Annotated in this window: 12 protein-coding genes; 5 read left to right on the top strand and 7 right to left on the bottom strand. The window is 35.3% G+C overall.

Annotated elements, in window-relative coordinates; genetic code table 11:
- Nucleotides 1-94: 94 nt before the first annotated feature.
- The 6 genes from CLV73_RS00380 to CLV73_RS00355 all read right to left on the bottom strand — a co-directional run bounded on the left by CLV73_RS00380 (nt 95) and on the right by CLV73_RS00355 (nt 6,471).
- Entirely contained in the window at nt 95-2,458 is a 2,364-nt protein-coding gene (locus tag CLV73_RS00380) for a choice-of-anchor L domain-containing protein (RefSeq protein WP_100374928.1), read from the bottom strand.
- Nucleotides 2,459-2,657: 199 nt separating this feature from the next.
- Nucleotides 2,658-3,167, bottom strand: coding sequence for a DUF1003 domain-containing protein (locus tag CLV73_RS00375; RefSeq protein ID WP_100374927.1), 510 nt, complete (start codon nt 3,165-3,167; stop codon nt 2,658-2,660).
- 12 nt (nt 3,168-3,179) lie between these two features.
- On the bottom strand, nt 3,180-3,953 hold the full coding sequence (locus tag CLV73_RS00370) for a TIGR02757 family protein (protein ID WP_394336971.1): 774 nt from the start codon (nt 3,951-3,953) through the stop codon (nt 3,180-3,182).
- A 4-nt stretch (nt 3,954-3,957) separates the two neighbouring features.
- Nucleotides 3,958-4,872, bottom strand: a complete 915-nt coding sequence (locus CLV73_RS00365) for a ribonuclease Z (RefSeq protein WP_100374926.1) — start codon at nt 4,870-4,872, stop codon at nt 3,958-3,960.
- Between the two features lie 129 nt (nt 4,873-5,001).
- The gene (rdgB, locus tag CLV73_RS00360) at nt 5,002-5,577 is read right to left on the bottom strand and encodes an RdgB/HAM1 family non-canonical purine NTP pyrophosphatase (protein WP_100374925.1); all 576 of its coding nucleotides are present in this window, start codon (nt 5,575-5,577) and stop codon (nt 5,002-5,004) included.
- A gap of 63 nt (nt 5,578-5,640) precedes the next feature.
- Nucleotides 5,641-6,471, bottom strand: coding sequence for a CPBP family intramembrane glutamic endopeptidase (locus CLV73_RS00355; protein WP_100374924.1), 831 nt, complete (start codon nt 6,469-6,471; stop codon nt 5,641-5,643).
- 205 nt (nt 6,472-6,676) lie between these two features.
- Here CLV73_RS00355 and CLV73_RS00350 point away from each other — a divergent pair, with 205 nt between their 5' ends.
- The 4 genes from CLV73_RS00350 to CLV73_RS00335 all read left to right on the top strand — a co-directional run bounded on the left by CLV73_RS00350 (nt 6,677) and on the right by CLV73_RS00335 (nt 11,853).
- On the top strand, nt 6,677-7,858 hold the full coding sequence (locus CLV73_RS00350; protein WP_100374923.1) for an MFS transporter: 1,182 nt from the start codon (nt 6,677-6,679) through the stop codon (nt 7,856-7,858).
- Between the two features lie 229 nt (nt 7,859-8,087).
- Nucleotides 8,088-9,683, top strand: coding sequence for a peptide chain release factor 3 (locus CLV73_RS00345; protein WP_100374922.1), 1,596 nt, complete (start codon nt 8,088-8,090; stop codon nt 9,681-9,683).
- A 154-nt stretch (nt 9,684-9,837) separates the two neighbouring features.
- A complete protein-coding gene (locus CLV73_RS00340) occupies nt 9,838-10,656 on the top strand; it encodes a methyltransferase domain-containing protein (protein ID WP_100374921.1) in 819 nt (272 codons plus the stop codon).
- Nucleotides 10,657-10,896: 240 nt separating this feature from the next.
- Nucleotides 10,897-11,853 (top strand): DUF4349 domain-containing protein, encoded by a 957-nt coding sequence (locus tag CLV73_RS00335; protein WP_100374920.1) that lies wholly within the window; start codon nt 10,897-10,899, stop codon nt 11,851-11,853.
- A 339-nt stretch (nt 11,854-12,192) separates the two neighbouring features.
- Here the strand turns inward: CLV73_RS00335 and CLV73_RS00330 are convergent, their stop codons facing one another.
- A complete protein-coding gene (locus CLV73_RS00330; RefSeq protein WP_100374919.1) occupies nt 12,193-13,332 on the bottom strand; it encodes an acyl-CoA dehydrogenase in 1,140 nt (379 codons plus the stop codon).
- A gap of 241 nt (nt 13,333-13,573) precedes the next feature.
- Here CLV73_RS00330 and CLV73_RS00325 point away from each other — a divergent pair, with 241 nt between their 5' ends.
- Entirely contained in the window at nt 13,574-15,352 is a 1,779-nt protein-coding gene (locus CLV73_RS00325) for an AMP-dependent synthetase/ligase (RefSeq protein WP_100374918.1), read from the top strand.
- Nucleotides 15,353-15,643: the final 291 nt, after the last annotated feature.

Below are 15,643 nucleotides of genomic sequence, written 5' to 3'. Positions count from 1 at the left end.
ATTTAATTTGATCCCATTATTATCGTAAAAAAACAAACAGGACTGAAAATCAGCCCTGTTTTTGTTTTTTATATTTATTTTATAATTATTATAATTATTCAATATTTTTCAGTAGAATCCAACCTGTTTTTACAACAATCTGTTTGGTTGCAGGATCTTCAAAAGTCACCTGATACCAGTAAGAACCTGTAGGAAGTTTTTTACCCTGGAACAAACCATCCCAATATGGACGTACTTTTTCGGATTTGTAAACTTCTCTTCCGTATCTGTCGGAAATTACAGCTTTAAAACTATTGTATTTACTTATACCTCTGAAATCAATCATATCATTCACATTATCTCCGTTTGGAGTAATCACATTTTTCATGATAAAGGTAAAATACTCTAAAACTCCTACACAACTTGTTTTTTTAACTCTTACCCGAATAGAAACAACCGTATTGTTTGGAATCTTAGTAAAGACATTAGAGTTTTGCCAAGTCACACCATTATCAGCAGAATATTCCAACGGTCCGTTGCTTGGATTACTAGCCGTAACAATCAAAGTTCCGTCTTCATTATAGTCTACTTTTATAATTTCAGGAACAATTGCTCTAATAACTTCTGTCTTATAGATGTTTGTACAAACGCCATTATCTATGATCACAGAGTATGTTCCCGGTGTTGCTACGGAAATCGTTTGTGTCGTAGCTCCGGTATTCCATAGATAAGTATAATTAGGACCTGCACCCGCATCCAGTGTAATTTGATCACCTTGACAGATCATTCCTCCAGACAAGTTGGAAGCAAGGGCCGGAACCACTTCTACTGTAACAGTAGCCGGTTGTAATGATTTACATCCCTGCGCTCCAATTGCATAAACAGAATATGTTGTGGTCTGCTTTGGAGAAACGGTTTGTACCGGGTTCGTTCCTGTTAAACCACTCACCCACTGGTAAGTCACCCCGTTAGAAGCTGTTAAAGTAACTGATTCTCCCAAACATATTTTTGTTTTTGTAGCCACTAGCTGAGCAACAGGCGTAGCTTCTTTTTTCAATGTTAAGGTAACCATTTTACTACAGAAACCTCCGTTTGAAACTACAACATATAGGACTTGCCCATCTGTTCCGTTATAACTTGCCAAACTTGCATCAGGAATATAACTTCCATTCTGAGCTACCGCATCTGCCTGATTTACATAAAATCTAAAAACCGCACCTGCTGTTGTACTTATCATAGGCTTAGCATCATTTAAATTAAACGTACTTACAGCCGGTGTCGTACAAAGTTTCAACGTTGCATTTTGTGCTGTTGGAGTTATCCCTCCCACAATCGTTACTTTTGCTTCAACCGGACAGGTATTTCCAGGAATAATCACTTTAACTGTATAAACTCCAGGCGATGTTGCAATATAAGTTGCACTTGTTGCACCTGGTATTAATACTCCATCTTTATACCATTGATAAGTAGCTCCAGTAACACCAGAAACCTGAGCCACCAAAGTCTGAGGTGCATTATCACACACGTTCATACTTGCAGGCAAAGCCACTCCGTTACTATCAACCAGCTTAATACCTATATCAAAAGATCCTGCCTCAAGAAACACGGCAGAGTTATAGATACTATCACGAGCATCTGCTATTACCATTTTTATATGATAAGATTGCCCCGGAACTACTGTTGCTACCGCTGTAAGTTTTGCAGTAATACCGTTAAAATTAGTCGCATTAGGAGACAGAGAACCAAAATATTGTCCATTAATAGGTCCACAAGAGAAACTTGCAGGAAGAATATTAGGAACAGAAACAGGCCCTGCACCTCCTGGTAAAATTGCTAAGTTTGTATATGTTGCACCAGGTGTATTAGGCTTCAACAATAAAGCAAAGGCGTCGTCATACTGAAGAGGGGGACAAGGATAACTGCCTGTATATTCTTCTGAAGCAAAAATATAGTTAAACTTCATCTGATTACTGGTAGGCACAAAGTCAAATTCCAAAACCCCGGCATTATTAATTGATGTTGTTACACCAGTCGCAGCAATAAGATCCGCATCACTACCACCTCCATTTGAGTCACTCAACACCCCACCTTCCAAGACATTCCCTGCTCTTCTGGCAAAACCTGTTGACAAAACAATTCCTTTAGCAAAAGGGAAATTTGAGGTTGCTTTATTAAAGTATCCCCAAAATCGGTTATTATTGGAAAGCGGCTGATTCGGGCTTACCGAAACGTTAGAAATATTAGATCCCGAACATCCTCCGGAATTCCCTACCAATACATCATTCACTAATTGTGTAATCGTATAATTACTTTCCGGATAAGGTGCTACATTCACATCAATGTAATCCCCTGCTTTAGCATTAATCGGAGTTTTTTCTTTTGCGTTAGGAATCCTCTTCTGAGCATAAGAAATAATGCTAAAAAAGAAAAACAGAACGAAACTAATCTTAAAGTAATTTTTCAATCTATAATTTAACATTTTATAATTGTTTGTTCAAAAATACTACTTTTTTTGATTTAAAACCATCTTAATCTAGATAATTAACAACGATATATCAATTTATTTACATTCCAATCTGCTTCTAATTTTATTCCATTTTTAAAATAAAAAAAAGACTAATCTACAATTAGCCTCTTTAACAAATATATTATTTACAGTTAAAGCAATCGGAATAAAATTAATCTTTTTTAAGCTCATCAATCATATTCTGAAGCTCCTGTATTTTATCTTTTAAAGATTTAATCTCATTTTTGTTTGAATTGACATTGCTCTTCAGCATTACTGCTTTTGCTCTTTCACTATGATCCTCTTCGTCCTCATCTTCATTAATTTCTTCAATATCTTCCTGAATATCTTCGATATCTTCATTAATTTCCTCAATATCCTCACTGATCTCTTCTATATCTTCCTGGATATCTTCAATATCTTCCTGAATATCTTCTATTTTTTCGTGACTCTTATTCACCGACATTTGAATGAAAATCGCAAGATAAATGGCTTCTAAAGAAACAACCGTAGTAAGAATAAGAAGCATTTTATCAAATTCTACAATATTTAATATAGGAAGGAGAAATGAAATAATAAAAAATAAGGTATGTACAATAAGGGACGGAATAGAACCGATCCACCAAGTGATTCCGTTAGCAATTTTCTCTAAAAACTCTGCTCTTTCATTATATTTTTTCATCTCCTTTTATTTTTATATTAATTCTTTTGTAACCCCTAGTCCGAATAACGCGAAATCATATTTTGCAGGATCTTTATCATCAAACTTACGGATGGCAAAATCCATTTCTTCTACTGTTTTCCAATCATTTTGTGTTCTTGTCACCAAACCTAATTTTCTGGACATATTTCCGGTATGCACATCTAAAGGAATGGATAGGAATTTCTGATCCACATTTTGCCAGATCCCGAAGTCTACCCCACGTTTGTCCTTTCGGACCATCCACCTTAAAAACATAATAATTCTTTTTGCAGATGAATTTTTATAGGGTGAACTTACATGCTTATGGCTTCTGTGCTTTTCAGCTCCTAAAAAATTTTGCCGGAATCTTTCGATCCCGTGTTGAAAATTAAATTCAGCATCATTGGTTTTAAATAAATCTTCCAGGTTTTCGTTTTCCTTATAAATTCTATGGAACTGCTTTATAAAATATCCAAAATCTTCTCCATTAAAGGTACGATGAATACTTTTATCCTGAAGAGTTTTTAAATCTTTTTCAGAATGATTCAATACAAAGTCATAAGGAGAATTCCCCATGATATCCAGCATTTTTTCAGCTGATTTAATAATAGATTTTCTGTTTCCCCAAGAGATCGTGGCCGCAAGAAAACCCGCAATTTCAATATCCTGCTTCAAAGAAAAACGATGCGGAATCTGAATGGGATCATTTTCAATAAAATCAACATGATTATATTGATCTGCTTTTTCATCGAGAAAACTTTTCAGTTCTTCAAAACTCAACTTCATGGTATTAAATTTTCACTGTTTCCAAAGCTTTTGGTAAAAATGAATTGGCAAAAACTGTTCTTGCTTCATCTGTAAATACAGTCAGATCTCCGTATCGGTTAGAAAAATGTCCTAAGATCAGCTTTCCAACATCGGCTTTCTGAGCAATGGTTGCCGCTTCCAGAGCCGTTGAGTGTCCTGTATAATCAGCCATTTCCTTTAAATCATGCAGGAATGTAGACTCGTGATACAAAACCGTTACATTTTTAATAATAGGAATGACACTTTCCAGATATCTTGTATCACTGCAAAAAGCATACGAAACAGACGGAGCCGGATCAATAGTCAGAATTTCATTTTTCAACACATATCCATCACTCAGGACAAAGTCTTTTCCAGCTTTTATATTGTGATAGTCGCATGTTTCGATCTCACTGTATTTTGCAATCTCTTTCATATTAAGATGGCGTTCCTTAGGTTTTTCCTTAAAAAGATAACCATTACAGTAAATTCTGTGATCCAGCGGAATAGTATATACTTCTACTCTATTGTCCTCATAAATCTTCTCAGAAACTGTCTTATCAAGTTCATGATAAACCACTTCAAATCCTCTATGGGTTTCTGTAATTGAAAAGATGGTTTCCAGCATATTTTTGATTCCTTTAGGACCATATACATGCAACGGATTTTCCCTTCCCAATAGGCGAAAAGAAGCAATAAGCCCGGGCAAACCGAAACAGTGATCACCGTGAAGATGGGAAATGAATATATGATTGATCTTTGAAAATCTGGCTTTAGCTTTTCTGAGCTGTACCTGTGTACCTTCACCACAATCGATCAGGAAATTTCTTTCTTCCATTTCCAGCAACTGGGCAGTAGGTGAAGTATTCACCGTAGGTATTGCAGAATTAAAACCTAATATTGTTAAATAAGTACTCAATTTAATAGTGTATTATGACAACAAATGTACAACAGATTTTTAATTTAATCCGGTCATTCTGTTCTTAATATTTGAAGTAAAAGTTCTTTGGGATTCTTCCTTTATCAACATGACAAGGAACCCAAAAAGTTATTTTTTCACTTTCAGAAAATCCAAAAACAAATCAAGTGCCTGCTTTCTGTGGCTGATTTTATTTTTAGCTTCCGGTTCCATTTCAGCGAATGTTATATTGTATTCTTCAGGCACAAAAATAGGATCATATCCGAAACCTTTGAATCCTTTATTTTCCGTCAGCAGATTTCCATGCACCCTTCCGTCAAAATACTGAGCACCGTTTCCGTCATAATAGCATAAAACCGTGATGAAGTAGGCTTTTCGGTTTTCAATACCTTCCATTTCACTCAACACTTTCTCAATATTTTTCGCAAAATCATGATCTCCTGCATAACGTGCGGAAAAAATTCCGGGTCTGCCATCCAAAGATTCAACCACCAAACCGCTGTCGTCTCCCAAACTCGGAATTCCTGTTTTTTCGAAACAATATTTAGCTTTAATCAGTGCATTGGCATTGAAAGAATCCCCGTCTTCTACAATTTCATCATGAATATCATAATCCGTAAGACTTTTTACTACAAACTCATTTCCTAAAATTTGCTGGATTTCATCCTTTTTATGTATGTTGTGTGTTGCTACTAATAATTCCATATATCTATTTTAAACTAAACCTTTTCTATTTCTCTTCAGTTTTTTAACAATATTTTCCATCAATTAAATCTCAGAATAATGCACCTTATACTTTTTCATAAATAAGTAATAAAACAGTGAAAAAAGTACAATTCCGATTATTGCTATTATCCATTCAGGAACTTTAAAAGCATCTGCAAAACTTTCAGTTTTAGTATAAAAAACCAACACTGAAGAACACAAATTATTAAATGCGTGTAAAAGTATGGGAAGAAACAGCGATTTGGTCTTATAATATACCAACCCCAAAACACATCCCAATAAAGCAGCTCCTACAAACTGCCACGGATTGGCATGTACCAATCCAAATACGACAGAAGCGAAAAGAATAGCTTTCCATGGCTGAACACCTGCATTTATTAAGCCTTTCTGAATAATTCCCCTGAAAACAATTTCTTCAAAAACAGGAGCCATGATAACAGCGGTAATGATCATAATCACGGGATCATCAGTAAGCTTGCTCATCAGCTCTTCAAAAAATTTATAGTATTCTCCAAAAAACGGTCCTGTGGTAGGAATCTGAGCAGTAATAAATTCTCCGATAAACATCATCCCGATCATCATGGGAAAAATAAGAAGATAAGTATAGAAATTAGTCGGTGAAAAATTAAAATTGAGTTTTTTTTGAGTCGTCGGTCTTACAATCAAAAAATCAAAAGCAGCAATCATAGAAATAAAAACAACGGCATTGGCTACCATTACAAACCACTCTTTCCCCTGAATACTTTGTTTAAATATCAAATCCCAAAACACCGTTAGGAGCACTATTACAATACTTCCGAAAATATATCCTCCCAACAAAACAAGCCCTCCCAGCCATGTGAATGTATATTTCGGATACCTGCTAACTTCCATAGTTTACAATTAACAATTGAAAAACAAAGATAATCGATTTTATACGAAACACAGCCTAATATTGGTTTTCAAGAATAAAAATCCCAAATCTATTTAAAGAGTCAGATTAATTAAATCACATGGAAATATCCATGTGATCATAAAAATTTATAAATCTTCTTCCAAGCATTTTTTATGAAGTAACTTTGCACCTTAATTTTTTCACATGGATAATTTAGTAAATCGGTCAGAGAATGTTAACTTATCCTTGATTACTTATGTATGTTTTACTTTTGTAGGATATTTCATCATAGGATTGTCTCTGTCTGTTCTTCCGATTTTTATTAATAAAAGTTTAGGATTTAGCTTAGTGATTGCCGGATTGGTCATCAGCTTACAATATGTTGCCACCTTTTTTCTGAGAGCGTATTCAGGAAAAATCATTGACGGAAAAGGCCCTAAACCAGCGGTTTTATTCAGCATGATCAGTTTTTCTCTAACCGGAATTTTCCTGATGGTTGCTTATTATTTTAAATTTTCACCCTACATGAGCCTTTCTTTTTTAGTGATTACCCGTTTACTTACGGGCTGTGCAGAAGGAATGATCGGAGCAAGCCCCATCAACTGGGCAATCATGGCAGTAGGTGAAGAACATACCGCAAAAATTATTTCCTATAATGGTGTTGCGTCTTATGGAGCACTGGCAATCGGAGCCTCTTTGGGCGTTACCATTGAACATAAATTTGGCCTTTATGGTATTGGAGTTCTTTCCATCACCTTTGGAATTTTAGGATTTCTTTATGCTAAAATCAAGGAAAATAAAACAAACACTCATCCTCAGGAATCCCAGTCTTTCTGGAAAGTGTTGGGAAAAGTCGCTCCTTTTGGAGTATGTCTGGCTTTGGGAGGAATTGGATTTGCATCCATTTCAACATTCATTACTTTATACTATAATCACTTTCACTGGAATAACGGGGCTTTATGCCTGAGTGTTTTCGGAGGGTTATTCGTTGCCGGAAGACTGGTTTTCAACAATGTAATTAATAATTACGGGGGAATAAAAGTAGCAATCACTTGCCTTCTGGTGGAAACCATAGGACTTTCGGTCATTGCTTTTGCCTCCAATCCAGAAATCGCTCTTATTGGAGCAGGAGTTACAGGTTTAGGATTTTCATTAATTTTTCCAGCATTGGGCGTTGTTGCTATTAAAAGTGTTTCTCCTTCAAGTCAGGGATCAGCATTGGCAGGATACGGGCTTTTTATCGACCTTTCACTAGGCGTTGCAGGACCATTAATTGGCGGAGTCGCAGACATTTACGGAATGAGTTATATTTTCCCTTTCAGTGCCGGAATGGTTTTTATCGGTTTAGGATTAGCATATTTACTTAAGAGAAAATCCAGTTTATAATTAGATCCTTCAAAATTCAACCACAAAAGTCACAAAGATTTAATCCGTAATTTTAATTTTTACTGCATAGAAGCTTACAGAAGTTTTTAAAGCTCTTCGTTTTTTTCTCCTGCGAACTTTATATTTTCAATGAGTTTGAGATAATCTCTATTGTAACTTTTGTGGTTACAATAAATTCAATTTTCAGGATTCGACAAAATTCACGATTTTTGCAACTTCAAAATACGATATGTCAGACTTAATCAAAGAAATAGAAAAAAGAAAAACCTTCGGGATTATCTCTCACCCTGATGCCGGAAAAACTACGCTTACGGAGAAGTTGCTGCTTTTCGGAGGTGCAATTCAGGAAGCAGGTGCGGTAAAATCCAACAAAATAAAAAAAGGAGCCACCTCCGACTTCATGGAAATTGAAAGACAGAGAGGGATCTCCGTGGCAACTTCCGTACTGGCTTTTGAATATAGGGATCACAAAATCAATATTTTGGATACTCCGGGTCACAAGGATTTTGCTGAAGATACATACAGAACTTTAACTGCTGTAGATTCCGTAATCGTTGTAATTGACGTTGCTAAAGGGGTTGAGGAACAGACCGAAAAATTGGTTCAGGTTTGCAGAATGAGAAACATTCCGATGTTGGTTTTCATCAATAAGCTTGACCGTGAAGGTAAAGACGCTTTCGATTTGCTGGATGAAGTTGAACAGAAATTAGGACTAACGGTTTGCCCGCTTTCTTTGCCAATCGGTATGGGAAGCGACTTCCAGGGAATTTATAATATTTGGGAAAACAATATTCAGTTGTTTTTGGAAGAGAAAAAACAGAAAGTTGGAGATTCTATTAAGTTTGATGACATTAATGATACTTCCATTGACGAAGTGATCGGTGAAAAGGCAGCAAAAACATTGAGAGAAGAGTTGGATTTGGTACAATCTGTTTACCCTGAATTTAACCGTGATGATTATATGAGGGGTGATCTTCAGCCGGTTTTCTTTGGTTCTGCATTGAATAATTTTGGAGTTCGTGAATTATTGGATGCTTTCATCGATATTGCACCAATGCCGCAACCAAAAGAAAGTGATACCCGCTTGGTAAAACCAGAAGAAAGCACTTTCACAGGTTTTGTTTTCAAAATCCACGCGAATATGGATCCGAAACACAGGGATAGACTGGCTTTCGTGAAAATTGTTTCCGGAACTTTCAAAAGAAATGAAAATTACCTATTGGTAAGAGAGGGAAAGAAAATGAAATTCTCTTCACCTAACGCATTCTTCGCAGATAAAAAAGAAGTGGTAGACGAAAGTTTCCCGGGAGATATTGTAGGTCTTCACGATACGGGAAGTTTCAGAATCGGTGATACTTTAACAGGAGGTGAAAAACTCAACTTTAAAGGAATTCCGAGCTTTTCTCCTGAACACTTCAGATATATTAACAATAATGATCCGTTAAAGGCAAAACAATTGGCAAAAGGGATCGACCAGTTGATGGATGAAGGTGTTGCACAGTTATTTACCCTGGAAATGAACAATAGAAAAATCATTGGAACAGTTGGAGCGCTTCAATATGAAGTTATCCAGTATCGTCTGGAGCATGAATATGGAGCAAAATGTTCTTATGAACCACTTTCTATGCACAAAGCCTGTTGGGTGGAAGCTGATGAAAAATCTGAAGAGTTCAAAGAGTTTGCAAGATTGAAGCAGAGGTTCTTAGCAAGAGATAAGTACAACCAATTGGTGTTCCTTGCAGATTCTTCTTTCACGATTCACATGACGCAGGAGAAATTCCCGAATGTGAAACTGCATTTTATCAGTGAGTTTAAGAATGCTTAATTAGGCGAAAATATAACATTAAGATATAATCCGTAGAATTTTTCTGCGGATTTTTTATTGGCCGTCAAAATAAATCAATACATATTGAAATAAATAATATCTTTATAAAACTGCATATTTTATTGATACATAATTGTAAAAACAGATAACGCCAATGGAAAAACAGAGTATTACAACCGGGTTTCAGCAAGTTGACAATTCACAGCATGATTTTTTAATACAATTTTTAGAAGATATGGCAGCTACTCCTGTAGTCAGGGAAAGCTTTGAACTGCAGATGAGCCTGCTCGATATAAAGCCGGGAGATCATTTGCTTGATGTAGGCTGCGGCATTGGTATCCAGGCACAGGAAATGGCAAAAAGGGTAACTTCAACGGGAAAAGTGATAGGCACAGACATCAGCACAACAATGATTGAAGTTGCTAAAACAAAAAACTATAATACTGGCCTTCCACTCGAATTTTTGAATGCAGAAGCATCTCATCAGCCTTTCCCTGATCATTCGTTTAACGGTATAAGAACCGAGAGAGTATTATTATATATTCCTGATAGCCCAAAAGTACTTAAAGAGTTCAAAAGGCTTCTTAAACCCGGTGGAAAGGTTGTAATATTTGAATTTTTCTGGGATGGAGCATTAATTCCTCACCCGGACAAAGAACTCACAAGAAAAATTATCCATTATGTTGCGGACAGCTTTCCTAATGGAGATATTGGTAAAAACATATATTATCAGTTACGAAATAGCGGCTTCAATAAAGTAGAAATAGAACCCTATTCTTATTATGGTAACAGCGAAGCAATTTTAAACATCGTAAAAAAAGCTTACGAAGGGATATTACAACTGGGCGTCTCAGATGAAACATTTACGCAATCCGAAATCGATAACTGGTGGAAAGTATTGGATGAAAAAGTAAAAGAAGGAAATTTCTTTATATCGTTCCAGGGATTAATCGGTTGCGGAACAAATGGCTAAAAGTTAGATCAATACTTTACGAATTTATCATTAAGAGACTTTCCAGGTCTCTTTTTTATTATCCTATTTTCATCAACTAAGTGAATTCTATTTTGTGAAATATTCTTTGTAAAACAGTAAATATTATTTTACAAAATCCTAAAAATCAATCAACTGTTAATTTACATAACCAAAACAACTCCTTTACAATCTTTACAAAATCTTCTCTCCTAATTTTACCACATCGAAAAAATTAATGTTATGAAAAAATTCATTTTACTGGTTGCTGTATCAGGCACGTTTATCATGTGTAAAAAAGGAGAATCTGCAGTTTCAAAATTAGAAAACGCTACCCATTCTGCCGACAGCACAATTTCTGCGGCTTCTGAAAAAATTAATGAAATTAACAATACCGCCAATGCGGTATTAGACTCAGCCGATATTAAAATTAAAGATTTTGAAAATACCAAAGAAAGGGTAAAAGAGCAGTTTGAAAATACATCAAAAATAGTAGACTCCCTTTCCGATAAAATCTCGTCGGTAAAACTGGAAACAAAAAAAGAGAAACAGGATTCTGCCAAAAAAGAAGAGAAAATTGTTGTAAATGTCCCAGCTCCGAAAGTCATCAAGGAAACTAAAATCATTTATAAAGATAAGCCGAAAAGTGAAAATTTTGAAGTGAATGTTCCAAAAAACAAAATGGTGAAAACTGGTTATTTATCTATAAATGCCAATAATGCTGAAACTGTAAAGGAAATTATAAAAGAAGAAACAATTAAAAATAATGGCTTCATTAAAAAAGAAGAACTTACTTATGTTGCGACGGAACCCTCAAAAGACAAGCCATCAGAAATGACAGATCAAAAAATTTATTATCTTCAGATTAAAGTTCCAATACAGAATTTTGACTATTTGATGGACGATTTAAGCAATAATATTAGCGATATTCAAAATAAAAACGTAGAAGTAAAAGGTAACAATTATTCTAGCAATACAATTTGCGATATTACAATTTCTATTATGGATAATGTTGATAAAACATCAGAAACTTTCGGCGACAAATCTTTCGCTGCCGTTTCTTCCGGCTGGAATGTCATCACCTCTATTTTCCTTTTCATCCTTCCACTTTGGCCTTTATTTTTAATTGCTGGAATCGGGTATTATTTTTATAAAAAGAAAAACAAAAATACTCCCAATAAAGATTCTGATTCTCTGTAAGTTAATCTTATGCAAAACTAAATATAAAAGTTTGTCATTCTGACAAAGGGAGAATCTCAACTATTTATAAAAGATTCTTCATTCCTCTTCTGAACTTCGTTCGTAAACTCAGTTCATATTCAGAATGACAGCTTTTTAATTTTATTTTAATGCAGTTTACGTTTTAAACTCATCAGTTCTTCTTAAATTTATAATAGAAATGATTTAACAGAAATCCTATTTTAAATAGAGTGGATTAAAAGAAGTAAATATAATATATTATTAATTTTTGTGGTTCGTGTGAAAGTAAAAAGGCTCCCAATTGGAAGCCTTTTACTATTTCAATATATAATTAAGCAATTACTTTGCAATGCTTCTTGAAATTACGATCTTCTGGATTTCAGAAGTTCCTTCATAGATCTGAGTGATTTTTGCATCTCTCATCAATCTTTCTACGTGATATTCTTTCACATATCCGTATCCACCGTGAATTTGTACAGCCTCGATTGTTGTATCCATAGCTACCTGAGAAGCGTATAATTTGGCCATAGCTCCACTTTCTGAAATATCTTTTCCGGCATCTTTTTCACAAGCAGCTTTAAAGCAAAGCATTCTTGCTGCAGTAATCTGAGTTGCCATATCAGCCAATTTGAAAGCAATCGCCTGGTGATTGATGATTTCAGTTTTGAAAGCTTTTCTAGTCTTAGCATATTTCAATGCCAATTCGTAAGCTCCTGAAGCGATTCCTAAAGCCTGAGAAGCAATACCGATTCTACCTCCGTTCAAAACAGCCATTGCGAAATTGAATCCGAAACCATCTTCCCCGATTCTGTTCTCTTTTGGTACTTTTACGTTGTTGAAGATCAAAGAATGTGTATCACTTCCTCTGATTCCCAATTTATCTTCTTTTGTCCCGATTTCGAAACCTTCCCATCCTTTTTCAACGATGAAAGCATTGATACCTTTATGTTTTTTCTCGGGATCAGTCTGTGCAATTACAATATAGTAAGTAGCAGTACCACCGTTTGTGATCCAGTTTTTGATCCCGTTTAGTAAATAATAATCTCCTTTATCTTCAGCGGTTGTTTTCTGAGAAGTAGCATCAGAACCTGCTTCAGGCTCAGACAAAGCAAATGCTCCGATTACCTGCCCGCTTGCAAGAGGCGTAAGGTATTTTACTTTTTGCTCTTCAGAAGCGAATTTTTCAAGTCCAGCACACACCAATGAGTTATTTACAGACATTACAACAGCTGCAGAAGCATCTATTTTTGCAATCTCTTCCATTGCCAAAACGTAAGAAACGCTATCCATTCCTGCACCTCCGTATTTAGGATCTACCATCATTCCCAAAAGTCCCATTTCTCCCATTTTCTTAACCTGTTCTGCAGGAAACTTCTGGTCGCGGTCTCTTTCGATTACTCCCGGTAATAGTTCGTTTTGAGCAAAATCTCTCGCTGCCTGCTGAATCATCAGCTGTTCTTCTGATAAATTAAAGTCCATAAAAATTGAATAATTAGATGGTCGCTAATTTACACTTTTTGAGCAAATCTGAAAATAGAATCACCAATTAGACTACATCAAGGAATAAGCCCTATTTTTAAATATTCATCATATATAAATTAAGTTTGAATTATTAAATATATTATGGCATACATTTTATTAATTTCTAAACAATCACTTCCAATTCTCTCAATTAAAAAAAATGCTTATATTTAAAATTATTAATTACACGTAAAGAATCATGACGATCAAGAGATTATTTGACATACCATATCACGCTTTAGAAAAATTTCCAAAATCTGATATGTTTGTGACTAAATATCATGGTGAATGGAAAAAAACATCCACACAAGAGTTTATCAATGAAGGAAATAAGATTTCTCGCGGACTTTTAAAACTGGGAATCAATCCGGGAGACAAGATTGCTTTAATCACAACCAATTCCCGTACAGAATGGGCCATTATGGATTTGGGACTCTCACAAATTGGAGTCGTTTCCGTGCCTGTTTATCCAAGCATTTCACCGGAAGATTATGAATTTATCTTCAACAACGCAGAAATAAAGTATTGCTTTGTGTCTGATAAAGACCTGCTCAGCAAAGTAATGAAGGTAAAACACAATATTCCCTCATTGCAAGGTATTTTTACGTTTGACAATGTAAGCGGTGCTGCCAACTGGAGAGAAATATTGGATTTAGGAGAAGACGATTCCACTCAAATTGAGGTAGAAGACCTTTCCAAAGCTATTAATCCGGATGATTTGGCCACTATCATTTATACTTCTGGAACAACAGGAAAACCCAAAGGAGTAATGCTCACTCATGACAATATCGTCTCCAATGTTTTAGGTTCTATCCCAAGAATTCCTAAAAAAAGAAGCTTAGACTACAAAGACACAAGAGTTCTGAGCTTTTTACCAATCTGTCATATTTTTGAAAGAATGCTTTTCTATCTTTTCCAATATAACGGATTTTCCATTTATTTTGCCGAAAGCATTGATAAAATGGGAGATAACGTAAAAGAAGTGAAACCTCATTATATGAGTGTGGTTCCAAGACTAGTAGAAAAAGTATATGACAAAATCTACAATACCGGATCTTCAGCAGGAGGTTTAAAATCAAAGATCTTCTTTTGGGCTCTTAATATCATCACGAAAAAGAAAACGGTTTCAAAACCTTCAGGCATACAGGAAATCATTGCCGACAGGCTTGTTTTCAAAAAATGGAGAGAAGGTTTAGGAGGAGAAATCATCACTTTGGTTTCCGGTTCTGCCGCTTTATCCACAAGATTAAATTTAATGTTTCAAAATGCCGGAATTCCTATCCTGGAAGGTTACGGACTTACAGAAACCTCTCCTGTAATCTCTGTGAACAGTTTTGATAAAATGAAAATCGGAACTGTGGGACATCCTTTGGATAACCTGAGTGTAAAAATCCAGGAAGATGGTGAAATTACCGTAAAAGGACCATCTGTATTTAAAGGGTATTTCAAAAACGAAGAAATGACTAAGGAAGCCTTTACCAGTGACGGGTATTTCAAAACCGGTGATATAGGGCTTATCGACAGTGACGGTTTTTTACAGATCACCGACCGTAAAAAGGAAATGTTCAAAACTTCCGGAGGGAAATATATTGCACCTCAAACGATTGAGAATTTAGCAAAAGCATCAAAATTCATCGAACAGATCATGGTGGTAGGTGATGGAGAAAAAATGCCTTGCGCTTTGGTACAGCCTGATTTTGATTTTGCAAAAAGCTGGGCAATGAGAAATAATTTAAATATCGGTTCTACTCCTCAGGAAATTGCAAAAAGCCCTGAACTTAAAGAAAGGATTGAAAAAGAAATTGATGTCATCAACGCACATCTTGGGAACTGGGAGAAAATCAAGAAAATTGAATTAACCCCGGAAGTCTGGAGTATTGATGCCGGACTTTTAACACCAACTTTAAAGCTGAAAAGAAAAGCCATTAAAGAGAAATTTATTGATCTTTATAATAAGATGTATGAACATCATGAATAATACAGAAAACCGCTTCTACTGGAGCGGTTTTTTATTTAAAATTGCACTAATAATATATGCACGAATGACACATTCTATGATCAATAGGAGCGGGCTTTAGCCCGCTTTATCATTTGAATTGGCAAAGGCTTTAGCCGAAACCCAATTATAAGTTTTGGCTAAAGCCAAATGAAGAATTTCATATCGAAAACGGGCTAAAGCCCGCTTCTATTGAATATTTTTTTTATACATGATTACAAAAAAAATTGTGTTATTCGTGCGAATATTATTAGTCCAATTAGTTTTTAAAAA

This window comes from Chryseobacterium geocarposphaerae, assembly GCF_002797535.1.
GTDB lineage: Bacteria > Bacteroidota > Bacteroidia > Flavobacteriales > Weeksellaceae > Chryseobacterium > Chryseobacterium geocarposphaerae.
The sequence above is the reverse complement of the archived record's forward strand: the minus strand, read 5'-3'. Positions and strand labels throughout refer to the sequence as shown.